General features: G+C 65.3%; 25 protein-coding genes. 15 read left to right on the forward strand and 10 right to left on the reverse strand.

Annotation, left to right across the window (positions count from 1 at the left end):
- Positions 1 to 57: 57 nt before the first annotated feature.
- Positions 58 to 1,443 (reverse strand): acyltransferase family protein, encoded by a 1,386-nt coding sequence (locus KPL81_RS15755; RefSeq protein WP_219793001.1) that lies wholly within the window; start codon positions 1,441 to 1,443, stop codon positions 58 to 60.
- Between the two features lie 148 nt (positions 1,444 to 1,591).
- Between KPL81_RS15755 and KPL81_RS15760 the strand changes: the two genes are divergently transcribed.
- Genes KPL81_RS15760 through KPL81_RS15775 form a run of 4 tightly spaced genes read left to right on the forward strand, consistent with a single transcriptional unit; the run spans position 1,592 to position 4,806 of the window.
- Positions 1,592 to 2,161: a diguanylate cyclase gene (locus KPL81_RS15760; protein WP_209475303.1), complete on the forward strand. Its 570-nt coding sequence runs from the start codon at positions 1,592 to 1,594 to the stop codon at positions 2,159 to 2,161.
- On the forward strand, positions 2,158 to 3,258 hold the full coding sequence (locus tag KPL81_RS15765; protein ID WP_219793002.1) for a beta-ketoacyl-ACP synthase III: 1,101 nt from the start codon (positions 2,158 to 2,160) through the stop codon (positions 3,256 to 3,258). Before KPL81_RS15760 ends, KPL81_RS15765 begins: the two co-directional genes overlap by 4 nt.
- A gap of 2 nt (positions 3,259 to 3,260) precedes the next feature.
- Positions 3,261 to 3,944 (forward strand): iron-containing redox enzyme family protein, encoded by a 684-nt coding sequence (locus KPL81_RS15770; protein ID WP_209475307.1) that lies wholly within the window; start codon positions 3,261 to 3,263, stop codon positions 3,942 to 3,944.
- Positions 3,937 to 4,806, forward strand: a complete 870-nt coding sequence (locus KPL81_RS15775; protein ID WP_219793003.1) for a DUF6999 family protein — start codon at positions 3,937 to 3,939, stop codon at positions 4,804 to 4,806. The genes KPL81_RS15770 and KPL81_RS15775 overlap by 8 nt, the downstream gene beginning before the upstream one ends.
- A gap of 296 nt (positions 4,807 to 5,102) precedes the next feature.
- Here KPL81_RS15775 and trhA read toward each other — a convergent pair whose 3' ends face one another.
- Together trhA and ribA are read right to left on the reverse strand one after the other, a co-directional pair.
- Positions 5,103 to 5,774 (reverse strand): PAQR family membrane homeostasis protein TrhA, encoded by a 672-nt coding sequence (trhA, locus tag KPL81_RS15780; RefSeq protein ID WP_209475311.1) that lies wholly within the window; start codon positions 5,772 to 5,774, stop codon positions 5,103 to 5,105.
- A 39-nt stretch (positions 5,775 to 5,813) separates the two neighbouring features.
- Positions 5,814 to 6,449 (reverse strand): GTP cyclohydrolase II, encoded by a 636-nt coding sequence (gene ribA, locus KPL81_RS15785; protein ID WP_209475313.1) that lies wholly within the window; start codon positions 6,447 to 6,449, stop codon positions 5,814 to 5,816.
- 168 nt (positions 6,450 to 6,617) lie between these two features.
- Between ribA and hemE the strand changes: the two genes are divergently transcribed.
- Entirely contained in the window at positions 6,618 to 7,700 is a 1,083-nt protein-coding gene (gene hemE, locus KPL81_RS15790) for a uroporphyrinogen decarboxylase (protein ID WP_209475315.1), read from the forward strand.
- A gap of 46 nt (positions 7,701 to 7,746) precedes the next feature.
- Entirely contained in the window at positions 7,747 to 8,067 is a 321-nt protein-coding gene (locus KPL81_RS15795; protein ID WP_338035633.1) for a VanZ family protein, read from the forward strand.
- A 350-nt stretch (positions 8,068 to 8,417) separates the two neighbouring features.
- On the opposite strand, the gene KPL81_RS15800 is transcribed toward KPL81_RS15795, so the two are convergent.
- Positions 8,418 to 8,939: a peptidylprolyl isomerase gene (locus KPL81_RS15800; RefSeq protein ID WP_275951370.1), complete on the reverse strand. Its 522-nt coding sequence runs from the start codon at positions 8,937 to 8,939 to the stop codon at positions 8,418 to 8,420.
- Between the two features lie 372 nt (positions 8,940 to 9,311).
- Between KPL81_RS15800 and KPL81_RS15805 the strand changes: the two genes are divergently transcribed.
- The 9 genes from KPL81_RS15805 to KPL81_RS15845 all read left to right on the forward strand — a co-directional run bounded on the left by KPL81_RS15805 (position 9,312) and on the right by KPL81_RS15845 (position 18,758).
- Positions 9,312 to 11,309 carry a heme lyase CcmF/NrfE family subunit gene (locus tag KPL81_RS15805; protein ID WP_219793005.1) on the forward strand — a complete coding sequence of 666 codons (1,998 nt, stop codon included), beginning with the start codon at positions 9,312 to 9,314 and terminating at the stop codon, positions 11,307 to 11,309.
- Complete coding sequence (locus KPL81_RS15810; RefSeq protein ID WP_219793006.1) at positions 11,309 to 11,887, forward strand: DsbE family thiol:disulfide interchange protein; 579 nt, start codon at positions 11,309 to 11,311, stop codon at positions 11,885 to 11,887. Before KPL81_RS15805 ends, KPL81_RS15810 begins: the two co-directional genes overlap by 1 nt.
- On the forward strand, positions 11,884 to 12,366 hold the full coding sequence (locus KPL81_RS15815; RefSeq protein ID WP_209475325.1) for a cytochrome c-type biogenesis protein: 483 nt from the start codon (positions 11,884 to 11,886) through the stop codon (positions 12,364 to 12,366). Before KPL81_RS15810 ends, KPL81_RS15815 begins: the two co-directional genes overlap by 4 nt.
- Positions 12,363 to 13,283 (forward strand): c-type cytochrome biogenesis protein CcmI, encoded by a 921-nt coding sequence (gene ccmI / locus KPL81_RS15820; RefSeq protein ID WP_219793007.1) that lies wholly within the window; start codon positions 12,363 to 12,365, stop codon positions 13,281 to 13,283. Before KPL81_RS15815 ends, ccmI begins: the two co-directional genes overlap by 4 nt.
- On the forward strand, positions 13,280 to 14,041 hold the full coding sequence (locus KPL81_RS15825) for a Crp/Fnr family transcriptional regulator (RefSeq protein ID WP_209475329.1): 762 nt from the start codon (positions 13,280 to 13,282) through the stop codon (positions 14,039 to 14,041). Before ccmI ends, KPL81_RS15825 begins: the two co-directional genes overlap by 4 nt.
- Before the next feature lie 270 nt (positions 14,042 to 14,311).
- Positions 14,312 to 15,919, forward strand: a complete 1,608-nt coding sequence (locus tag KPL81_RS15830; protein ID WP_219793008.1) for a cytochrome D1 domain-containing protein — start codon at positions 14,312 to 14,314, stop codon at positions 15,917 to 15,919.
- A gap of 163 nt (positions 15,920 to 16,082) precedes the next feature.
- A complete protein-coding gene (locus KPL81_RS15835) occupies positions 16,083 to 17,756 on the forward strand; it encodes a NapC/NirT family cytochrome c (protein WP_240549330.1) in 1,674 nt (557 codons plus the stop codon).
- A gap of 26 nt (positions 17,757 to 17,782) precedes the next feature.
- Complete coding sequence (locus KPL81_RS15840) at positions 17,783 to 18,127, forward strand: cupredoxin domain-containing protein (protein WP_219793009.1); 345 nt, start codon at positions 17,783 to 17,785, stop codon at positions 18,125 to 18,127.
- Positions 18,128 to 18,203: 76 nt separating this feature from the next.
- Positions 18,204 to 18,758, forward strand: a complete 555-nt coding sequence (locus KPL81_RS15845) for a hypothetical protein (protein ID WP_219793010.1) — start codon at positions 18,204 to 18,206, stop codon at positions 18,756 to 18,758.
- Positions 18,759 to 18,804: 46 nt separating this feature from the next.
- Here the strand turns inward: KPL81_RS15845 and KPL81_RS15850 are convergent, their stop codons facing one another.
- The 6 genes from KPL81_RS15850 to KPL81_RS15875 all read right to left on the reverse strand — a co-directional run bounded on the left by KPL81_RS15850 (position 18,805) and on the right by KPL81_RS15875 (position 23,466).
- Positions 18,805 to 19,185, reverse strand: a complete 381-nt coding sequence (locus tag KPL81_RS15850) for a DUF6164 family protein (RefSeq protein WP_219793011.1) — start codon at positions 19,183 to 19,185, stop codon at positions 18,805 to 18,807.
- Positions 19,185 to 19,727, reverse strand: coding sequence for a hypothetical protein (locus KPL81_RS15855; RefSeq protein WP_219793012.1), 543 nt, complete (start codon positions 19,725 to 19,727; stop codon positions 19,185 to 19,187). Before KPL81_RS15855 ends, KPL81_RS15850 begins: the two co-directional genes overlap by 1 nt.
- Positions 19,728 to 19,791: 64 nt before the next feature.
- The gene (locus KPL81_RS15860) at positions 19,792 to 20,376 is read right to left on the reverse strand and encodes a nitrous oxide reductase accessory protein NosL (RefSeq protein WP_219793013.1); all 585 of its coding nucleotides are present in this window, start codon (positions 20,374 to 20,376) and stop codon (positions 19,792 to 19,794) included.
- A gap of 29 nt (positions 20,377 to 20,405) precedes the next feature.
- Positions 20,406 to 21,230, reverse strand: coding sequence for an ABC transporter permease (locus tag KPL81_RS15865; protein ID WP_219793014.1), 825 nt, complete (start codon positions 21,228 to 21,230; stop codon positions 20,406 to 20,408).
- The gene (locus KPL81_RS15870) at positions 21,227 to 22,159 is read right to left on the reverse strand and encodes an ABC transporter ATP-binding protein (RefSeq protein WP_219793015.1); all 933 of its coding nucleotides are present in this window, start codon (positions 22,157 to 22,159) and stop codon (positions 21,227 to 21,229) included. The genes KPL81_RS15865 and KPL81_RS15870 overlap by 4 nt, the downstream gene beginning before the upstream one ends.
- A complete protein-coding gene (locus KPL81_RS15875; protein ID WP_240549331.1) occupies positions 22,156 to 23,466 on the reverse strand; it encodes a nitrous oxide reductase family maturation protein NosD in 1,311 nt (436 codons plus the stop codon). The genes KPL81_RS15870 and KPL81_RS15875 overlap by 4 nt, the downstream gene beginning before the upstream one ends.
- Positions 23,467 to 23,490: the final 24 nt, after the last annotated feature.

Raw genomic sequence — 23,490 nt, forward strand, 5'->3', positions numbered from 1 at the left:
CATTAGTCTCCCATCCACTATTAACATAGCTGCCGACGAAGGGCCGCGTATACCGGCCTACTGCTCAGACGTCATTCGAGCCGTTGTGCGGTGAGTTGCCGGCTTCGCTACTGGCTGTGGATGGGCTCGCAGCAACCAGGAGGCGGCGGCGACCCCCGCGAGGCCGAAGACGGCGCCGGGCAGGGCGCCGAGTGCCAGACTGGCGACAATGCCACCCAGCAATGCCGTGCCCCCGACAAGGATCGCCGATGTTCCTGTGGCAGAGACTACATCGCGCTTGCGGCGCATCTCGAAGGTCACTACCGCGACCATGACCGGCGCGACGGAGACGATGCACAGCAGAATCCACCACAGGCGGCCGAGCCAGAAGCCCGCCTCGCCCGGGATACCGGCATCGATGGGCAGGCCCAGGCGTTCGCCCAGCCAGGCGGCCGGAAGTTCGGCGATCTTGTGCCAGAGATAGAGCGGCATGCCCAGCGCGCCGAGGATCGTCACCACCCTGTCGATCCGGCGGCGCTCCAGCAGCCGGCGTACGGGACTTTCGAAGGTCAGCACGACACCGACCTGGACCCACATCACGCCCACCAGGGCCAGAGTGGGCGGCAGCAGATTGCTGGGGATGCCGAAGGCGCCGTCCACCATGGCCACGGGGTAGCCCGAGGCCACGGCGGCAGCCAACCACAGCAGGCCGAGCAGCAGCAGGGCGAGGCCCCAGCCCAGCCCCGAGAAGCGACCGCGCTTCCAGGCGATGCCGAGCTGCTGCGGCAGCAGCCAGACGGCAGCGGCATTGAGCCAGCCAATGCCGCCACCGTTGGCGGTGACCCGGGTCCCCAGCTCCAGCAGCTCGCCGGGTGTCGAAATGCCGGCGCGCAGCAGGTCGACTGCAGCGGCGACCAGCAGCAGGCCCGCCACGGCCTTGAGCCCCCAGCGATTGTCGGCCCACACGCTCAGCGGCAGCAGGGCCTGTACCCCCAGCAGCATCATCAGGAACCAGAGGTGGACGGTCAGCGAGTGGTTGAGGGGGCCGAGCAGGCGACCGCCGGTATAGGCGGCGAGGAGAACGAAGGCCACTAGCACCGCCAGGTAGGTGACGGTGGGGCGCGCCAGGCCAAGCGCCCGGCCGGCCCACCAATGCAGCTGGCGATGCCCTTGCTCCAGCCGGCGTTGGGCACCGTCCGCGCTGACGGCGGCCGAGACGAAAATGAACAGTGGGACCACCTGCAGTACCCAGGTAAGCACGCCGGCGCCCGTCCACACCAGCAGCAGGTGGTCGGTGGTGGTCATCAGGCCGTTCTCGAGCCGCGGCAGGGTAGCAATCCAGTGGCCGAACACGACGACAAGCAGCGCACCGGCGCGCAGGGCGTCGGGATAGCGGTCCCGGCTTGCCTGAGTCTTGCCATTGTCTTTCGATGACGAGTCCAACTTCTGCGTTCCCTGTTTCATAATGTCGCGTTTCCATTCGATCGGCGCTTGCAAATGTTCAACGCCTGGTGGATATTAGTTATCGAACAGTGTTTTTTAATATCATCCATGAAACGCCAGCGCCTTGCAAGCACGCCGTGAGAGTCGCTGAAACCGAGGAAAAAACGCCATGGATACCCACACACTGCTGGTCCATGTCCTGCTGTATGTCTTCCTGCCGCTATGGGGAATCGCCGGCTTCGTCGACTGGTGCTGTCATCGCGCCACGCGAATCGAGGAGACCTCGGGGCTGAAGGAGACCCTGATGCACTCGGCCATGGGCATTCAAGTGGGCATTCCCATTCTCATGTGCCTGCTCTATCGCATCAACGTGCTGGTGCTGCTGCTCTGTCTGCTGGCCTGGGTGCTGCACGAGGTCGTGGCCCACTGGGACGTGCACTACGCCGCACCCCGGCGGCACATCAGCATCTGGGAAATGCATGCGCACAGTTACCTGGCCAGCCTGCCGTTCTACATGCTGGCCATGATCATGGTGATCAACTGGCAGGTGGTGGTGGACCTAGTGACCCTCAACTGGACGGGGCAGATGCATCTCGTGCCCGTTGACGTGCCCCACGGCGGCGAGCGCTACCTGCCCTACTATCTGACCTTCATGGCACTGCTGTGCGTTTTTCCCTACCTCGAAGAGAACCTTCGCTGCCTGCGTCACTACCTGAAGCACAAGGGAGAGTCCGCATGAGCGTCTACATCACCAGTACCGGCCATTACCTGCCGGGTGAGCCCGTGGACAACGAACGGATAGAGGCGGTACTCGGCCTGGTGCACGGCAAGCCGAGCCGGCTGAAGCGACGCATCCTGCAATCCAACGGCATCCGGCAACGCCATTACGCCATCGATGCCGATCACAACACCCTGATCAGCAACGCCGAGATGGCGGCGCGGGCGGGGCAGGCCTGCCTTGACGACGGCTTTCTCGGCAAGTCACGACTCGACATGCTCAGCGTGGCCACCAGCCAGGGCGATCTGGTGCTTCCGGGGTTCGGCAGCATGGTTCAGGCGGAGCTGAGCGTGGCCGGCGTCGAACTGCACAGCAGCCATGGCATCTGCTCCAGCAGCATGATGGCACTCAAGGCGGCCTACACCGGGCTGAAGGCCGACGAGCACGACAATGCCCTGGTGATCGCCAGCGAGCTGGCCTCACGCCTGTTCAAGGCCAGCCGCTACGAGGCGGTGTCGGAAGAGGTCGACTTCAACGCTGAATTCCTGCGCTGGATGCTGTCGGACGGCGCCGGGGCGCTGCTGCTGGAAAACGTACCGCGTCGGCGCTGCTTTCGCATCGACTGGATTCGCGGCTTCTCCCACGCCGACGCCTACCCGGTGTGCATGAGCGTCGGCCGGACGGTCGACGGCGAGCGAAGCTGGCAGGACTTCGCCACCTACGGCGAGGCGGAGGCTGCCGGGGCCCTGCTGATCCGCCAGGACGTTCGCCTGCTCGACAACATCGTCAAGCTGGGGGTGGATGGGCTGCTGCGCTTGATCGACGAGCGGCGAGTCGAGGTGGGCAAGGTCGACCATGTGCTCTGCCATTATTCGTCGCACTACTTTCGCGGCAAGATCTTCGACATGTTGACCCAGGCCGGCGCGGCCATCCCCGAGGAGAAGTGGTACACCAACCTCTATACCCGCGGTAACACCGGCTGCGCCTCGATGTTCATCATGCTCGACGAGTTCCGCCGTACCCAGGACTACCGGGCTGGCGACACCATCCTGTGCATGGTGCCGGAAAGCGGCCGCTTCAATAACGTCTACATGCAGCTCACGGTCGTGGAGGAGTAATCATGGAAAGCAAGGTCACTACCCAGTTGGGGCAGGAGTGCCTGCAGGGACTGATGCGCGTCTGGTTCGATTTCGAGCGCCAATTGGGTCGGGTGCCGGTCATCCAGCGTTTGGAACGCGGCAAGTTCACCCGCGAGGATTACCGTAACCTGCTGCTGCACCTGCGTCAGCAGGTGATAGAAGGGGCGCGCTGGATCACCCGCGGTGCCTCCAGCTTCGAGCGGGATTATGCCGACGTGCGCTCGGAGGTGATCGGCCATGCCAAGGAGGAGCATCGCGACTACGAAATGCTGGAGGCGGACTTCGTGGCGGCGGGCGGCGAGCTGAGCGAGATTCGCGCAGGGCAGCGCAATGCCGGCAGCGAGGCGCTGCACGCCTTCATGATGTATCGCGCCAGCCAGCCCAACCCGGTGGACCTGATCGGCGCCATGTGGATCATCGAAGGGCTGGGGCAGAAGATGGCCGGCGACTGGGCCCGGCGGATCGACGAGGCCACCGGTGGCGATGGTCGTTACACCCGCTTCATGCGCTACCACGGCGAGAACGACGACGCCCACCTGGACAAGCTCTACGCACTGATCGATCGGGTATGCGGCACGCCGCAAGACCAGAAGTCGATACTGCGCACCGCGCGGGTGGTGGCGCGGCTCTACGCTCTGCAACTGGAGGAGGTCGATCATGGCTGATGCCAGGCCGAGGCCTCGCAGCCCCTTCCTGCGTGCGCTTGAATCCGACGATTCGCTGCCCATAGCGCCCGAGGCGGTGCGGCTGTGGCTGAACGACATCGAGAGCCCGACGCGCTGGTCGCTGCGCCCGCTGCTGCAATTCCTGCTGGCGATGCTGCTGCATCTGATCTGGTTCGTGAAGCGCCTGCCGCTGCCCCAGTTTCGCGCCCATGGCCTGCTGCAGCGGCTGATCTGCTGGTTCTGCACCCACTTCGTCAGCCCCAGCGCCAACCAGTTGATCCTGCGCCACTTCGCCACCGAGTCCAATATCCTCAACTTCCTCATCGACAACAGCCCGGAGGTGACGGTCGAGCCGCTGACACTCTACCCGCGCCGAATCGACGACATGCTCGATGCCAGCTTCGTCAAGCACGACCAGGAGCTGTTCCGGGTGATCGAGGAGATGGGCCACTGGCGGCAGCGACCGGCACCGCTGGCGCCGGATGCGATCAATTGGCAGCACTGGCACCCGCTGGAGGAGGGCGCCTTCGAACTGCCGCGACGGCGCACGCAGGTGCTGGACTTCGAGAGCGCCCATGCGCTGTTCATGTGCCTGTTCTGCCTGCTGCTGACCCGCGAGGAGTACCGCGACGCCATCAACGGCTTCAACCTCGACCAGTCGATCGCGATACGCATCGGCCAGTTGATCGGCGATCCGACCCTGGCCGAGATGGCCTACAACAAGTACCCGCACTATCTTGTCGGGCCATGGAATCTCAGCCAGCGCTTTCTGATGCACGGTTTCTTCACCGAGTATCTCTACGCGCGGCTGGAGCGGCTCAGACGGGCGTCGCTGGCAAGCGAGTCACTTGTGGAGAAATAGTCGGCGGCATGGTGCCGTGGGCCATATTGGCGCTCATCGGCTCGCATCGTGCGCCCAAACGAAAGCCCGGCCTTGCGGCAGGGCTGGATCTTCGCTTCCTTACTTCCACCTCGAGCTCCCTTCCGCCCGAGCTTCCCTGGATATGAGTCGTCCTGACCCGGTCGTCCCTGGCTGAGCCTCCGTGCTCAGTACGCCTCCACTGTGCCAACGTGAGGTGCCTACCGACGTTAACCTGGAGCAAGTTTCTTGTAAGAAATTGACGATCAGTTTTGTAGGATATGGCTTACGTCGTCGCTTCAGCCCGTAAACGGCAGCACGGCGGCATATATCGCGAAGTAGTGGCAGGTGCTGCCGCCGAGCACGAACAGGTGCCAGATGGCGTGGTTGAAGGGGATGGCGTTGATGGCGAAGAACACCACACCGAGGGTATAGGTGATGCCGCCGGCGGTAAGCAGGGCGATGCCGGACGTGGGCAGGCTGGCACTCATCTCCTCGCCGGCGAAGACGATGAGCCAGCCCATGAGCAGGTAGATTGCCACCCGCAGCGCACCGAAGCGGTGGGGCCAGGCCAGCTTGCAGGCGATACCGGCGAACGCCAGGCTCCAGACGATGGCGAACAGCGTCCAGCCGGTAGGGCTGCGCATGTTGACCAGCAGAAAGGGGGTATAGGTGCCGGCGATCAGCAGGTAGATGGCGCAGTGGTCCAGATGCTGGAACACGCGCTTGAGCCGCGGGTGGCGCACGCCATGGTAGAGCGTCGAGGCGGTGTAGAGCAGCACCAGGGTCACGCCGTAAAGGCTGATGCCGACGATCTTCCACGGGTCGATGTGGGCGGCCATGCTGGCCAGCACCAGCAGAACGATGATGCCGGCCAGGCTCAGCGCCGCGCCGATGCCGTGGCTGATGCTGTTGAGCAACTCCTCTAGGAGATGATGGCGATGGTCGCCTGAGCCTCTGGTGGGTGGCATGGACGTCTCCGTCAGGGGCGCCCCGATGCCGTGTCGACCTCAGGGCTTGCGTTCGATATCCACGTCGCCGGCCTGGGTGAAGTCGCCCAGTGCCATCATGTGGCCGAGCTTTCCCGCCTTGGTGGAGAGATATTGCTCGTTATGAGGGTTGAGACCCGTGGTCAGCGGTACACGTTCCGCGATCGTGACCCCGGCCTGGGTCAGGGCATCGACCTTGCGCGGGTTGTTGGTCATCAACCGCAGGCTGGAAATGCCTAGATGCTCGAGCATCGGCACGCAGAGGTCGTAGCGGCGCAGATCGGCGCCGAAGCCGAGCTGCTCGTTGGCTTCGACGGTGTCGGCACCCTGGTCCTGTAGATGATAGGCGCGGATCTTGTTGAGCAGGCCGATGCCGCGGCCCTCCTGACGCAGGTAGAGCAGTACGCCACGCCCTTCGTCGGCGATGCGCTTGAGCGCTTCCTGTAGCTGGTAGCCGCAGTCGCAGCGCATCGAGAATAGTGCGTCGCCGGTCAGGCACTCCGAATGCACCCGGCCGAGTACCGGTTCGCCATCGGCCACGTCGCCCAGCGTCAGGGCGATGTGATCCTTGCCGGTGGCCTCGTCCTCGAAGCCGTGCATGGTGAAGGTGGCCCAGGGGGTGGGCAGCCGGGAGGCGGCGATGAATCGAATGGTCACGGGGTACCTCGGTCAAGACCACGGCGATGCCGAAAGTGAATCCCGCATTCTAGCAGGAACGCCGGCCCGGCTCACGAAAGTGCGGCATCACCGAACTTGGCCCGGGTCAAGCCGCGCGAAACATGATGCGCTACAATGGGCCGACATTTCCTGTGGATGACTGCCTGCATGGATCTCAAGAACGATCGTTTTCTGCGCGCCCTGATGCGCCAGCCGGTGGATCGCACCCCAGTGTGGATGATGCGCCAGGCCGGCCGCTACCTGCCGGAATACCGCGCGACCCGCGCCGAAGCCGGTGACTTCATGGACCTGTGCCGCAACCACGACCTGGCCTGCGAGGTGACGTTGCAGCCGCTGGAGCGCTACCCGCTGGATGCTGCGATCCTGTTCTCCGATATCCTCACCATCCCCGACGCCATGGGGCTGGGGCTCTACTTCGAGACCGGCGAGGGGCCCAAGTTCCGCAAGCCGGTGCGCAGCGCCGAGGAAGTCGCAGCGCTCACGGTGCCCGATGCCGAGCGTGATCTCGACTACGTGATGCGTGCGGTCTCGACCATTCGCCGCGAGCTCAACGGCCGGGTGCCGCTGATCGGCTTTTCCGGCAGCCCCTGGACGCTGGCCACCTACATGGTGGAGGGCAGTTCGAGCAAGGACTTCCGTCACGTGAAGACCATGCTCTACGACACGCCCAGCGTGATGCACGACCTGCTCGATACCCTGGCCAGCGCGGTGACCGACTACCTCAACGCGCAGATCCGTGCCGGCGCCCAGGCGGTGCAGATCTTCGATACCTGGGGCGGCGCGCTCTCCACGCCGGCCTACCTGGAGTTCTCGCTGCGCTATATGGAGCAGATCGTCGCCGGGCTGATCCGCGAGCACGACGGGCGGCGCGTGCCGGTGATCCTGTTCACCAAGAACGGCGGTCAGTGGCTCGAGGACATCGCCCTGGCGGGGCCGGATGCGGTGGGCATAGACTGGACCACCGAGCTGGCCGACGCGCGGGCCCGGGTGGGCCACAAGGTGGCGCTGCAGGGCAACCTCGACCCCAACGTGCTGTTCGCCCGCCCGGCGGCCATTCGCGCCGAGGTGGGGCGTATCCTCGACAGCTACGGCCACGGGCCAGGCCATATATTCAACCTTGGCCACGGCATCAGCCAGTTCACCGACCCCGACAACGTCACCGCCTTCATGGAGGCGCTGCACGAACTGAGCCCGCGCTACCACCGCAGCATTCAGCACCAAAGTGCCTGAAGCCGGCTGGGTTCGCCGTTGGCATGACCGACACCGACTATGGACGGTGTCGGCCGTTCTGGGCGCGGTGGCCATTGCGGTGGGCAGCCTGACCCCGGGCAGCGAGATGCCCACCCACCTGCCGTGGGACAAGCTCAACCACTTCGTCGGCTACGCCGGCCTGGCAGGGCTGGCCGGCTTGGCGGGACTGCCCCTGGTGCGCGCCTGCAGTGCCGTGGTGCTGTTCGGCATCTGCATCGAATACCTGCAGATCCCGGTGCCGGGACGCAGCGGCGGCGACTGGGCCGATATCCTCGCCAATAGCCTTGGCGCGGCAGCAGCCGTGCTGATGCTGGCAGCCGTCAGACGCTACCTGCTGCGACGCTAAGGAAGCACTGCACAAATGCCTGCGCGAGCGAATCACTGCGTTGCGCGGTGCCGAAGCGTCGGACCGTCGGAATCCTCACATATACCCCATATGCTCCGGTTGACTCGCAGCCTTCGGCTTCTCGCCCCTTCGGGGCCAGCCTACGGCTGTTTGTCGCTTCGCTCGGTTCTGTGCTCCGTGCGCCTTGCGACCCACAGGGATGTGGGAAGTGCGATGGTTCGTCGGGAACGGACCTAGCCGCTTCATCCCGCTCGTCGATTTGTTCAGCGCTTCCCTAAGACACCCAAGCTCATACGACGACGCCCGCCATCGGCCGATGGCGGGCGTCGTCGTGTCTGGGAGAGGCTCGCCTACTGCACTTCGGCACGCTCGATGATCACCGGCTCGCGCGGTACGTCCTGGAATGGCCCTCGGCTACCGGTGGGCAGCCGTTTGATGGCATCGACTACGTCCATACCCTCTACCACACGGCCGAACACCGCATAGCCCCAGGCCTGCCCGGAGTGGGTGCCCTGATGATCGAGGAAGCGGTTGTCGTTGACGTTGATGAAGAATTGAGAGGTGGCCGAGTGCGGGTCGCCGGTACGTGCCATGGCGAGTGTGCCGCGCTCGTTGCGCAGGCCGTTGTCGGCTTCGTTTGTGATCGGCGCGCGCGTCGGCTTCTGCTGGAAGTCCTGATCGAAGCCGCCGCCCTGGATCATGAAACCGTCGATGACGCGGTGAAACAGCGTGCCGTCGTAGTGGCCCTCCTGCACGTAGGTGAGGAAGTTGTTTACGCTCTCCGGCGCCTGCTCCTGGAACAGCTCGATGGCGATGGGGCCATGATTGGTATGCAGCACCACGTCGGCCGCGTTGGCCTGGAAAGCGGCCAGCGGCAGGCTGGCGGCGGCGAGCAGGGAAAGCAAGGTTCGCTTCAGCACAGTGAGCTCCTGATTGTGGGAAACTTATGTTCGGCGATTAAACGGTGTGCCTAGCTTACGTCCAGACGCGCTCGCTGTCAGGCTTTCGCCTCGCGATGCGGGGCGCGGCATCCCGCCACGCCGCATACTTTGACATGGATCACAACCCGCCCGGGAAAAGAAGTATCGGGTATGGATATTTAGTCGCGTTGGTCGGACGATGCACCCATGCCGGCCGAGGCAGCCTGTTTCGCATCTCTCCGACCTGTTCGCCCCGGCCATGACCTGACACAGTGACCGGCAGGCGCCAAGCGTCGTCGCCGGCGAGGCGGGAGGTGCCAGCCCATGGTGGCGGAACTCGGAAGCTTTGCCTTGATTCTGGCGCTCTGCCTGGCACTGGCGCAGAGCTTGCTGCCGCTGGTGGGGGTGCGACTCGACGATGACCGCCTGATGCGCAGCGCCCGCTTTCTGGCCAGCGGTCAGTTCGTCTTTCTCTCGCTCTCGTTTGCCGTACTGACTTGGGCCTTCGTCGCCAGCGACTTCACGGTGCGCTATGTGGCCGGCCACTCGAGCCTCGAGCAGCCGTTGATCTACCGGCTCACGGCGGTGTGGGGCGGACATGAAGGGTCGCTGCTGCTGTGGGTATTCATGCTGAGTGCATGGGGAGTGGCCGTGGCCTGCTTCAGCCAATCGCTACCCCGAGAAATGACGGCCCGGGTATTGGCCGTCATGGGCATGGTCGGCGTGGGCTTCATCGCCTTCACGCTGTTCACCTCGAACCCGTTCGAGCGCATCGTGCCGGGCCCCATGGACGGCCGCGGAATGAACCCGCTGCTCCAGGACCCGGGCATGATTCTGCATCCCCCGCTGCTCTACATGGGTTACGTGGGCACCGCGGTGGTCTTCGCCTTCGCCATGGCGGCACTGCTCGGAGGTCGGCTCGACCCGGCTTGGGCGCGCTGGTCGCGGCCGTGGACCACGGTGACCTGGGTCTTTCTCACCCTGGGCATTGCGGTGGGGGCGTGGTGGGCCTATTACGAGCTGGGCTGGGGTGGCTGGTGGTTCTGGGATCCGGTGGAGAACGCCTCCTTTCTGCCCTGGCTCACCGCTACCGCTCTGATCCACTCGCTGGCGGTGACCGAGAAGCGCGGCGGCTTCAAGGTATGGACCCTGATGCTGGCTATCGTCACCTTTGCCCTCACCGTGCTCGGTGCTTTCATCGTCCGCTCCGGCGTGATTACCTCGGTGCATGCCTTCGCCACCGACCCCGAGCGCGGCGTCTTCCTCCTCGGCATGCTGAGTCTGACCCTGCTTGGCGCGCTGACGCTCTATGCCTGGCGGGCACCGAGAGTCGGGCTCGGCGGTGCCTTCGCCGGGTATTCGCGCGAGTCGCTGTTGCTGGCCAACAACGTGCTGCTGACGGTGGCATGTGCGGCGGTGTTCATCGGCACGCTCTACCCGCTGGCGCTGGATGCCTTCGGTCTGGGCAAGGTCTCGGTGGGGCCGCCCTACTTCGATGCGGTATTTGCCCCGCTGATGCTGCCGCTGCTGCTGCTGGTCGGCCTCGGCCCGGCAGTGACCTGGAAGCAGGCGAATCCCGGGGAGACCTTCCGCCAGCTGCGCTGGGCACTTCTGGTCAGTGGGGTGGCCGGTGGACTGTGGCCACTTGCGTTGGGCGTCTGGCGCCCGATGACGGCACTCTCGCTGATGCTGGCTATCTGGATCGTGCTCACAGCGCTGCTGGATATCCGCAAGCGCATGGGCTCGGCGCGCCAGCCGTTCGCTACGAGGCTACGGCGGATCGCGCGGCCGAGCTTCCTCGGTATGCACTTGGCCCATGTGGGGCTGGCGCTGGTGGTGGTGGCCATCGCCATGGTCAATACCTACGAGGTCGAGCGCGACGTGCGACTGGAGCCGGGGCAGAGTGCCTCGGTCGGCGGCTACGATTTCACACTACGGCGCATGGAGAGCGTGCAGGGGCCCAACTGGGAGGCCGATCAGGCGATCATCGACGTGACCCGCGAAGGCCGGCCCGTCGCCCAGCTCGCGCCGCAGCGTCGCTATTACGACACCCATGTGGGCATGCCGATGAATCAGGCTTCGCTCGATCGCAGGCCGACCCGCGACGTCTATGTCTCGCTGGGTGAACGGCTGGAAGGCGATGCCTGGAGCTTTCGGCTCTATTACAAGCCTTACATGGCCTGGATGTGGTTCGGCGGCCTCCTGCTGGCACTGGGTGGCCTGCTGGCTGCCGCCGACAAACGCTATCGTCTGGCCAGTCGCCGCGCTCCCCGTCAGCGGATGGAGAGTGCGGGGGCTCTTCCCGGGGAGGTGACAAGCTGATGAACCGCCGACTGTTGATTCCGCTGGTGGCCACGGTTGCCCTGCTCGGGCTGCTGTACCTTGGACTGGGCATCGATTCCCGTGACTTGCCGTCTCCGCTGGTAGGCAAGCCGGCCCCGCCGTTCGTGCTGGAAGCACTGGAGGACGCCGAGGTCACCCTGACCGAGCAGGACTTCATCGGCGAGGTAGCGCTGGTCAATGTCTGGGCCACCTGGTGCAGCACCTGCCGCGCGGAGAAACCGCTGCTGATGGAACTGGCGCAAGGCGACATCCCCATTCACGCCTTCAATTACCGCGATGAGCGCGAATCGGCGCTGCGCTATCTCAGCGTCAGCGATAATCCCTACCGCACCATTGCCTATGACCCTGCGGGCGATGCCGGCATCGACTGGGGCGTCTACGCCACGCCGGAAACCTACGTGCTCGATGCCGAAGGCGTGATTCGCTACAAGCGTATCGGACCGCTCACCCGCCAGCTGCTTCTCGATGAAGTGTTGCCGCTGGTTGAGAAACTCAGGGCGGAGTCGCTGCGTGAAGAGCCGCTCGGCAGCGAGGCAAGGAGGGTGGCGCAATCATGATCCCACGAGTCTCCTGCCTTCTGCTTGCCTGGCTGCTGCCCGCCGGGCTTGCCATGGCGCTTGCCATCGGCGAGCCGCTCGAGTTCGCCACCGAGGCCCAGCAGCGCCAGTACGACACCCTGGTGCGCGAGCTGCGCTGCACGGTCTGCCAGAGCGAGACCATCCATGAGTCCAATGCCGAACTCGCCGCCGACATGCGCCGCCGGGTCTACGCCATGACCCTGGCCGGGCAGGACGCCGAGGCCATCGTCGGCTTCATGGTGCAACGCTACGGTGACTATGTGCGCTACCGGCCGCCGCTGCAGGCCAACACCCTGCTGTTGTGGGCCAGCCCTTTTCTGTTGCTGGTAGTCGGTGGCTTCACCTGGTGGCGTATCGTCGTCGGACGCCGGCACATGGCAGCGTACCCTGCATTCACCCGTCGGGAGCGGGCCTTGCTCGATCGGCTGAGCCGTGAGGACACCGGGAGGCAACCATGAACGGATTGTTTCTGCTTTTGGCCATGGGCCTGTGCGGCGTGGCGCTGGGCTTCGTGCTCACACCGCTGCTGCGTGCTCCACGCGACGAGGAGGGGCAGTCCCGGGGCGCGTCCCTGCTGGCCGTACACCGTGACCGGGTGCGCGAGCTGGCACAGGACCTGGCGTCGGGGATGCTGACCCGAAAACAGCATGACAGTGCGCTGGCCGATCTCGAGCGAGAGCTGCTCGATAGCGGGATCGCCGATCACGATGCATGCTCCGCTACCGAGGGGCAGGGCAAACGGCGTGCATCACTGGTGGCTGCCTGCGCCAGTGTCGCCTTGTTGCCGTTCCTTGCCACTGGCCTCTACCTGACGGTGGGGCATGCCGAGGAGGTCTTCGCGACTCAGGCGCCGGCAGGAGCGACGATCGCCGAAGCCGAGCCGCTTTCTGAGGGCGACCGGCGCCGTGAGTTCGAGCATCTGGCCCGGCAGCTGCAGGGCCGCCTGGCGCAGGAACCTACCGATCTGCAGAGCTGGGTCCTGCTTGGACGCACTCTGGTATTCCTCGACGACCTGCCGGCCGCCGAGCGTGCCTTTCGCGAGGCCATGGTGCACGGCGGCGAGCGCGACCCTGATCTGCTGAGCCGGTACGCCGACTTGCTGGCCGAGCGCAAGGGCAGCCTGGCTGGCGAGCCTGCGGCGTTAATCGAGCGCGCCCTGGCCATCGACCCCGAGCATGTCCAGGCGCTGTGGCTGGCGGGCACGCTGGCGCTGCAACAGGCGGACGAGACCGCCGCGCGACGCTACTGGCAGCGTCTGCTCGGCGTGTTGCCGGCGGAGTCTGCCAAGGCTGAGGTGATTCGAGGCAATCTCGATCAGCTTGGCCAAGCTGGCGACGGCCTTCACGACGGGGCTCAGGCAAGGAGGGAGACATGAAGAATTCGTTGAGCCGTGAGGCCCTGCAGGCGGTGCGCCAGGTGCCGCTGTTCGCCGGTCTGGAAGACGAGACCCTGGCGCTGCTCACCGGCGGTGCCGTGGAGCGCAGCTACCGTCGCGGTTCGCTGTTGTTCAGCAAGGGCGAACCGGCGGACCGCTTCTATGTGGTGCTCGACGGTTGGGTGAAGCTGTTCCGCGAAAGCGCCGAAGGCAACGAGTGCATGGTCGGGCTGTTCACCCGCGGCGAATCCTTCGCCGAGGCGGCGATGTTCGACCGGCTGGGCTTTCCGGTCAACGCGGCGGTGGCCGAGGATGCACGGCTGCTGCTCTTCCCTGCCGACCACTTCCTTACCACGCTGGAGCGCAACCATGGCTTGGCGCTCAATATGCTCGCCAACCTCTCCGGCATGCTGCGCTCGCTGGTACGCCAGCTCGACCAGCTCACCCTGCAGCCCACCTACCAGCGTCTGGCGGCCTTCATCGTCTCGCTGTGCCCCGACGAGGATGGCCCCGTCAGGGTCTGCCTGCCCTGCGACAAGCTGCTGATCGCCGGTCGGCTGGGCATGAAGCCGGAAAGTTTTTCCCGAGCCATGGCGCGACTACGGGAAGTGGGCGTCAGCTGCGAGCGCAACTGCGTGTATGTCGAAGACATCACCACCTTGCGCCGTTTCGCCAATACCTCCGAAGAAGTGCTCTCGCCGTTGCCGAGCGCCGTCCAGGGCAGTCGGCAAGCGGCCATGCTACGCCCCTGCCGCTGAGTCGTCTCGGCCGGCGATACCTTCCACCTCTCCAAACGGCCCGCTCGGCGGGTCGTTGCATGTCGGGATGCGATTTCTTTTCTCCTCCTCTGACATAAGTCAACTCCAGGATGCATCAATTGACAGTGGTCAAGTGAGCCGGAAGACAAAATTGCTACTAATGGCGGTAGGTGGGGGGTGGCTGAAGGACCTGGTCGCAGCACCAAGAAGAAAAGGTCATGCCGGGCACCCGCCAGCCACACCCGAAGGGGAAACCAAGCGAGGCACGTTATGCACAAGAGAGCATTGACCAAGGGGATCTTCGCCCTCAGCTTCCCGTTGGCTGCCATGAGTACCGTTCAGGCCGCTGCACCGGAGCTGACCGCCGAGGAGATGGATCGCGCCAATACCATCTACTTCCAGCGCTGTGCCGGCTGCCACGGCACCACGCGCAACGGTGCCACCGGCCCGAACCTGCTGCCAGAGACCACTCAGGAACTGGGCCAGCGTCGTCTGGAGAGCATCATCACGCTGGGCACCGAAGGCGGCATGAACAACTTCGACGGCATCCTCCCCGAGGAAGATATCACGCTGATTTCGAAGTACATCCAGCACGACCCGGTTGATCCGCCGGAGATGTCGCTGGCCGACATGAAGGAGCGCTGGCAGGTCTTCGTCGCGCCGGAGGATCTGCCCACCGAGCCCCAGCACGATCTCAACTGGGAAAACTTCATGGTCACCATCCTGCGTGACCGTGGCGCCATGGGCATCATCGACGCCGACACCAAGGAGCTGGTCACCGAGGTCGAGACCGGCTACGCGGTGCACGTGGCCAAGGAGAGTTCCGACGGCCGCTTCTGGTACGTCCAGGGCCGTGACGGCCGCCTCTCCAAGATCGACCTGTGGATGGACCCGCCGCAGGTCACCGCCGAAGTCTTCATCGGCTATGACGCCCGCGACGTGGCGGTCTCCCACTACGGCGAGTGGAAGGACAAGTACGTCATCGGCGGTTCCTACTGGCCGCCGCACTTCGTGATCGCCGATGCCGAGACCATGGAGCCGCTCAAGGTCGTCTCCACCCGCAGCTACGACACCGAAGGCAACTTCCGCAACGAGGCGCGCGTCGCGGCACTCTACAACACCCCGCACGCCCCCACCTTCCTGGTCAACGTCAAGGAGTCCGGCCAGGTCTGGCAGGTCGACTACAGCGACATCGACAACCTGCGCATCGACCAGATGGAGACCGCTGAATTCCTGCACGACGGCTTCTTCGATCCCACCGGTCGCTACTTCCAGATCGCCGCCAACATGAGCGACAAGATGGTGTTCATCGACACCGAGACGCGCAAGCTGGTCAGCATGCTGGAGACCGGTACCAAGCCTCATCCGGGGCCGGGCGCCAACTGGGTCGATCCTGAATGCGGCCCGGTGGCCGGCACCACCCACTTGGGTGAGGGCCTGTTGACCTTCTGGGGCAACGATCCCGAAGGGCATCCCGATCAGGCCTGGCAGATCTGCGACCAGATCGAGACCGACGGCCCGGGGCTGTTCGTGCGCACCCATCCCGATTCGCCCCACGTGTGGATCGATCAGGCCATGCACCCCGAGCCCGACGTCAACCAGTGGGTCATGGTCATGAACAAGGAGACCCGCGAGCTGACGCCGATCCACGTCGCCGACCGTCCGCTGGAGCACGATGCCGTGGCGGTGCACATGGAGTACGACCAGACCGGTACCGAGGTGTGGGTCTCCATCTGGGCACGCGGTGAGGGTCACCAGAACGACGGTGCCATCGTCGTCTTCGATGACAAGACCCTGGAAGTGAAGGCGGTCGTCGAGGGACTCAACACGCCGACCGGCAAGTTCAACGTCTACAACCGCAAGCATCACGTCGGCTGATCGCTCAGCCGCTACCGCCGGGGTGCCATCAGGGCACCCCGGCCCCTTCTCCAGCCGCTTTGCACGCCAGGGCGGCTGGAGAAGGGGCCGACACGAACAATCATAACTGGGGCGGCGGCAGGTGAGGCAAGCACTCGTGTCATGACACTTTGGGAGAAAGATCATGGGGGAGCGTCCACGCAATTGGCGCAAAATCACCATCCTGGGGGCATCGTTGGGTGCCGCTGTGCTCTTCTTCGTTGCCGGCATCATCTTCTGGGGCGGCTTCAATACCGTGATGGAGGCGACCAACAGCTACAAGTTCTGTACCACCTCCTGCCATGAGATGAGCTGGGTCCACGAGGAGTACCAGGAGCGACCGCACTACCAGAACGCCACCGGCGTGGGCGCGATCTGTTCGGACTGCCACGTGCCCGAGGCCTGGGGGCCCAAGATGATTCGCAAGATCCAGGCCAGCCGCGAGGTGTGGCACTGGATGCTGGGCTCGATCGATACCCAGGAGGAGTTCGAGGCCAAGCGTCTCCATCTGGCCGAGAACGTATGGCGCTCGATGCTGCGCACCGATTCGCGCGAGTGTCGCAACTGTCATGACTGGTCGGCGATGGACCTGGAGCAGCAGGCTGCCCGGGCCTCGCGCGAGCATGCCCGCGCCTTCGAGCAGGGCATGACCTGCATCGAGTGTCACCAGGGCATTGCGCATCAGCTGCCCGAGGCTTGGGACGAGTCGCCGGTCTGGGCGGGTCGCTTCGATGCCGTGGACGAGGAGACTGAGACCGAAGAGAGCGAGGTGCCGCTGGAGACGGAAGATCTGGGCGAAGCCGCGACGGTCAGCGAGAACCTCGCTGCCTCGCTCGACTGGGAGGCCGTGCCGGCCACCGATCTGACGCTGTTCCTGCCGGGTCAGGCGTCCATCGAGTGGATTCAGGACGGCAGCGAGCATGGCGGCGGCAGGGCGGTCAAGTTCGGCGACCGCTGCCTGTGGTGTCACCAGGGCGAGGAAGCCGATATCGGTGCAATGGCCGTTGCCGGCGAGAAGATCGAGACCTTCGACCTGGGCGACAAGCGCGGCCACGTGCCGATGAGCGTCAAGGCCGCATTCGACGATGAATACCTCTACATGCAATTCCAGTGGGAGGCCGGCGAGCATGCCCCGCTGCCCTTCGTCGAGGGTGGCATGATGGATCCGGAAAATCCCTTCAAGCTGACCGTGGGTCTATCCGACGGACGCGTCGAGCTGGCAGAGCAGGGGGGCTGTTGGGCAAGCTGTCACCACGATTCCGCCTACATGCCGGATGCGCCCGAGGCTGAGGCGCTGGCGGCGAGCGAACTCGCTGAGCGGCTCGACTTCATGAGCGGCAACGGGGTGACCAAGTATCTTGCCGAGAGCCGTACCGACATCGAGATAAAGGGACGTCGTGGCGCGGCCCGCGGCGGCTGGGACAAGCTCAAGGAGGAGGCAGAGATCCAGGAGCTGCTCGATGCCGGCGTCTATCTCGACCTGGCGCGCTACAGCAGCGGCGACGGCAGCGTCGAGTCGGGTTATGTCCTTGACGAGCGTCACTTCAGCGACAGCCAGGCCATCGCCTTCAGTGCCGAGGAGCAGGACGGCGTATGGACCGCCTACCTGACCCGAGCGCTCAAGACCGGCACCGAGGGCGACAAGCCGCTCGATCTGGGGAGTCTCTACAGCCTCAATCTGGCGCTGCACGACGACCATGCCGACTCGCGCTTCCACCATGTCTCCTTCCAGTACGGCCTGGCCTTCGGCGTCGAGAATCCGGACGAGGCCTTCGGCGAGGACATGGTGGAAATCAATGCCACGCGAGTCTCTCCCTGAGGTCCCGCTGGGAAGGAGGTTGCGACATGAACAAGCGATATCGTCGACCGAACATGATCCTCCTGATCGCCGCCCTGCTGAGCGGGGCGGTACAGGCCGCCGATGCCGTGGTCGAAGTGGAAATGCGCGACTACGGCTTTCACCCCGCCGAGCTCGAGGTGGAGGCCGGCACCACGGTGCGCTGGGTCAACGCCGAGAAGCGCACCAGCCACGATGTCTACTTCGCCGACGAGGACTTGGGCTCGCCGCGGCTGTTTCCCGAAGAGTACTGGGAGCGCACCTTCGATGAACCCGGCACTTATCCCTACCACTGCCGCCCGCACGAGCGGCGCGACATGGAGGGGGTAATCACGGTGGTGCCGACCGAATGATCAGCAACAAATCGCCATTCGCTGCGAGCGCCGGCGTGACCGGTGGCTCCAGCCATTCAATGCTGGAGGAGCGACAATGAGACGATACACCCAAGCGTCGACCTGGCTCGTCGGCAGCCTGGCGGCGGTGATGTTCACGGCGGCCCTGGCGGCGGAAGGGCCGACGGGCTACCGCAGCGCCGAGTTCGGCATGTCACATCAGGAGGTGATGGCCCGGCTTGCGGCCGATGGGGTGTCCGAGGTCGAAGTGCACGAAACGGCTGAGGGCGATCTGCTCGTCGACGGTGCGTTGCAGGTGCCCAACGAGCCAGTCACTGACCTGCGCTACGTCTTTCCGGACGGCAGCGATCAGTTGGCTCTGGTGGTAGCCTTTCATCCCGAGGTGGCCCAGCGCGAGCGAATCATTGAGGAACTCGCGGCCGAGTATGGCGAGCCGTGGAAGGAAGAGATGGCCGCCTGGTGGTTCGAACAGCTCGCCGGAGGCATGCCTGAAACACCGCAAAGCCTGGAAGTATGGGGCGGTGAGGGACAAGGGACGTCACAGCGCGGGCGCTTCGTGCGACTGTGGACCTTCGACGACTACCTGTCGGTGGAGTACCTCGATACCCAAGGGTTTCGCTTAGAGCCGTAGCGCAACTCGATGGCCGCCTGCCGGCGGCCATGCCGATGGACAGCCTTCAGCCAGTAGCGCTGCGCTCGATCAGGCCCAGAAAGGGTGTCAGCGTAAGCGCCAGCATGGCCAGTACCGCCAGCGCCACCAGCAGCAGTTGCATGGGATGGTGGCGTAGGCGTTGCCACAGGGTCGGGGACTGGCCGCGCTCGGCCATCTCGGCATGCTCACGCCGAACGCGCGTTTGCCGCTCGGCCTGGTAGCGCTCGAGCACCTCGCGTGCTGCCTCCAACTGCGCGGGGTCACGCAGCCAGATGGCATCGACTCCCAGGCGCCAGAAGCCGGCCTGGGTCTCATAAGTGTCGAAGCCGTGCTCGTCGAGCAGTCGGCGCACTTCCCAGGCTTCCTCCTCGGTGACGTTGGCCAGCCGAAACAGCAGCGTCGCCATCAGCCGGCCGCCTCGCACAGTCGTTCGGCACGGGCAATGGCCGCATCGGCACCCTCGAGGTCGAAGCTCATGAACCAGTAGTCCTCGTTGCCACGATCGAAGCGCAGGCGCAGCGTCTCGCCCTTGCGCATCTCGTCGAGCAGCAGCGTCTGGTTGTCGAGATAGAAGTTGACGTAAAAGCCGCGGTCACCGCGCTGGGTGATGAACTCCGCCATACCGTTGTGGATGGTCTCGTGATCCACTCGCAGGTCGCCGGGCACCAGGTTGGCCACGCGGCTCTCGGGCTGGTGCTTTTCCAGCTCGACGCGCACCTCGAGCCATGGCAGGTCGCACACGCCGGCGGTGTAGTTGACGCTCAGGATCGAGTCGCTGTAGCTGGTCTGCTCGAGGGCGCGAAAGTGGCGCTCGTCACCCAGCGACAGCACCACGGAGTGCCAGCTGTCATGCTGCTCGGCATCGCTGACGTTGTAGTTGGTGGCTGCGACAGGCCCGGCCAGGGCCAGGCCAGCTAGCGTGGAAGCGAGCAGGGCGGAAAAACGCATGCGGGATCCTCGAGAAGCGATGCGCCCGAGCCTAGCACGCCGTGTGGCGGCTGTCCCACGGGGCTCAGTGTGCCCCGCTGGTGTCGTGCATGTCGGCGTGCCCACTGGCGTGATCTGTCATGCTGGCCATGGCGTCGCCGCCACCCAGCTCGCCGCGGCTCAGACGGGCCAGCAGGTCGAGGTCGATGTCGTCGAAGGCATAGAGCTCGCCACCGTGGGTCTCGGCGAAGGCTTCGGCATGGTGGCGCTGCTTGAACGAGGCCAGGGTGTGGCCCATGGAGCCGCGCTGATCGTGACCCGCCACGTACCACGCCTCGCTGGCCAGTACGAAGGCGTCGTCGGACGGCGTGGCCCAGGGTGCTACTGCGACATCGTGCACATAGGCATGGGAGAGGCGCGTCTCGTTCTCCGGCTGGCGTAGGAAGGCGAACAGCTCCGCGGTGGAGCAGAACTTGAGCGCCGAGGTGCTCTTGTCCAGGAAAGCCTGCCCTTTGGGGCCGGGGTGCTCGTCGATCAGCATGCCGCAGACGTGACAGCTGTCGCCGGACTCGATGGGCTCGGCGGCGGCCAGGGCGGTCGTCTCCGGCTCGCCGCAGCCGGCGAGCAGCAGCGAGAGCAGGAGCAGGGGAAGCAGAAGATAACGCGACATATCGAACACTCCGGACAGGGGAGACGGTTTCAGGCCGAGCGATGACGGAAACGCAGCAGCGCCAGGCCCAGGGGCACCAGGACCCAGGCCGTCAGCAGTGGCAGCAGCACGGTAGGACGGAAGGCGCCGCCCTCGGCAATGGAGGTCAGGCCGGTATAGCTGCGCGCCGCCTCGAAGCCGGCCAGGTTGATCAGGCGGAACAGCTCGGTGGGGTTGAGCAGCAGCAGCCAGGGCAGCCAGTCGCCGCCCTGCTTGACGCTGACCAGCAGCGCCAACAGGCCCAGGTCGAATACCAGTACGAACAGGAACCACACCACTAGCGCCAGGCCGGCGGCGCGGGCCTTCTCGCTGACCCATACGCTGATCAGGTAGGCGAAGGCGATGAACACCCAGCCCAGCAGCACGCTGCTGGCGATCAGCAGGCCCATGCCGGCGGCGAGTTCGCCCAGTGCCACGCCTTCCGCGCCCACGGCGATCACCACACCGGCAATGCCGAAGCCGAGTGCCGTGGCGCTGCCCAGTATCAGGCCGTGACCGAGGAACTTGCCCAGTAGCAGCGAGGTGCGGCTGACCGGATAGGTGAGCAGCAGCAGCAGGGTGCCCGCTTCCTGCTCGCCGACTACGGCGTCGTAGGCCAGCAGCAGAGCGATCAGCGGTATCAGGAAGACCGCCAGGGTGGCGAGGCTGACCAGCGTGGTGGCCAGCGAGGTGAAGCCCAGTCCGCCGCTGGCCGCCGCGCCGAACCAGGCGATGCCCACGGCGAGCAGGGCCAGCACCAGCGTGATGGCCAGCACCCAGCGGTTGCGCATGCCGTCGCGGAACTCCTTGCCGGCGAGTGTCAGGATGGCGTTCATCGAGCCTCTCCTTGTGCGGGGGCGAGCCCGGCGGAGAAATGGGTGTAGAGGTGCTCCAGGGTAGGCGGCAGCAGCTCGATGTCCTCGACCCCGGGGTGCGTGGAGAGATGGCGCAGCACGGCGAGCTTGGCGTCGGCGGGAACCGAAAGCGACACCTCATGACCGTTGAGCGGCCGGGCCTGGATGCGCGTGTCGTTCCAGGGCCGTTGCCAGTCATCACCCTCCAGTCGGCCGCGGGCACGAATGGTCATCGGCAGTGCGGCTTCGGCGCGCAGGGTCTCGAGGCTGCCGAGTGCCAGGCGCCGGCCGCCACCCAGGATAAGCGCGCGGTCGATATAGGGCTCCACACCCGGCAGCACGTGGGAAGAGAGCAGTACCGTACAGCCGCGCTCGCGCAGGCTGCGTACCGTCTCGTAGAAGTCGCGGGTGGCGGCGGGGTCGAGCCCGGTGGTGGGCTCGTCGAGCAGGAGCAGACGCGGCTCGCCGAGCAGCGCCTGGGCCAGACCGAGGCGTTGACGCATGCCCTTGGAGTAGGTCTTCACGCGGCGCTCGGCGGCCGCCCCCAGGCCAACCTGCTCGAGCAGTTGGCCCACTTGGCGCCGGTCGACACGCTTGAGCCGGGCGAAGAACTCCAATACCTCGCGGCCGCTGAGTTGTTCATAGAAGCTGACGTTCTCGGGCAGGTAACCCAGCCGGCGGCGAAGCGTCTCCGCATGAGCACCGTCGGGGGCGCCGCCGAGTACCGAGATCGAACCTTCGCTGGGCGAGAGCAGCCCCAGGATCAGCTTCATGGTAGTGGTCTTGCCGGCGCCGTTGTGGCCGAGCAGGGCGAGGACCTCGCCCTCGCTGACCCTGAGGTCGAGGGCGTCGAGGCGCACCACGTCGCCGTCGCGCCGGGTCACGCCGTGGAATTCGATCACCGCGGTCATGGGTCGGTGTCTCCGAAGTCGGGTTCTGTCATCAGGGGTGCGCTGTCCTTCACGCCCTGGGGGCGAAAGACGGGGAACTGGCGCTGCACCCAGCGCAGGGTCAGCACCGCGGGGCTGTGCATCAGCAGCCGCGCGACGGGGTAGCGCCACAGCAGGCGATCCATGGCGTCGTTGGGCTCGTAGGGCGTATCGCCCAAGCCGTCGCCGGCCAGATCCCAGCCCAGGTAGTCGCTCCAGTAGTTGCCGCGCCCCTCCTCCGACCACTCCTGGGTGCGCGTGGCGACGTACATCACCTGCTGGCGGTTGTCGACGAAGGCGTTGCCCACCACGCGGTTGTCCTCGGAGCCGGCGGTGAGGTGGATGCCGATGTCGCTGTCGGCCAGGCGGTTGCCCTCGAAGTGGTTGTACTGGGCGTTATAGACGAACAGTGCCTTGCCTTCGGCGCCGCTGACCATCCCCTGGCCGCTGGCATCGAGCGGTTGGCGCACGCCGTTGATGCGATTGCCGCGCAGCGTGGAGTAGGTGATGTTGTTCATCAGGATGCCGTAGTTGAGGTCGCCCTCGGAGCGGTTGTCGATCACCGTCAGGTGACGCGACTGCATCAGCGCGTAGCCGGTGCGAGTGTTACGGGTCAGGTTCTCTTCCAGTCGGTTGTCATGGGCGTACATGTAGTGCACGCCGTAGCGCAGATCCTGCATGCTGTTGCCGCGCAGCAGGCTCTGGCTGCTGGTGTCGATGTAGATACCGTCGCGCACCTCGCGGATGTCGTTGCCCTCCACCCGCACGTCGCGCACGTTGTACAGATGTATGCCGTTGCCGCGATCCTGCGAGCGCAGCGAAGTGTCGCCGCGAATGACGTTATCCAGCACTTCGACGTCGTTCACCGAATCGAGGCGAATGCCGAAGCCGGGACCTTCGAGGTGCGAGCGGCGAATGATGCTGCCGGTGGCGGTGTGCTCCACCAGGATACCGCTGTCCATGGCGGTGAGGTCGCTGCCCCAGTTCTCGACGGTGAGGCCGTCGATCACGCTGCCGGGGGCTTCGAGGACCACGCCGTGGCCACTGCCGCCGGCATCGATGACGGCGCCGGGCGCGGCTTCCACGGTCAGGGAGCGGTCGATGGTCAACGGACCGGGGTAGCGGCCCGCGGGCAATAACAGGCGATCGCCGTCGCTGGCCCGTTCGACCAGCGGCTGCAGCGATTCGCCCGGGCTGGCACGCCAATCGGCCGCCAGCAACTCGCCCGGCATCATCAGCCAGGCGGTCAGAATCAGGGTCAGGACGCCGAGAGTCGGTCGTCGGGTCATACGTTTCTCCAGAACTAAAGGGTG

This window comes from Billgrantia antri (assembly GCF_019430905.1).
GTDB classification, from domain to species: domain Bacteria; phylum Pseudomonadota; class Gammaproteobacteria; order Pseudomonadales; family Halomonadaceae; genus Halomonas; species Halomonas antri.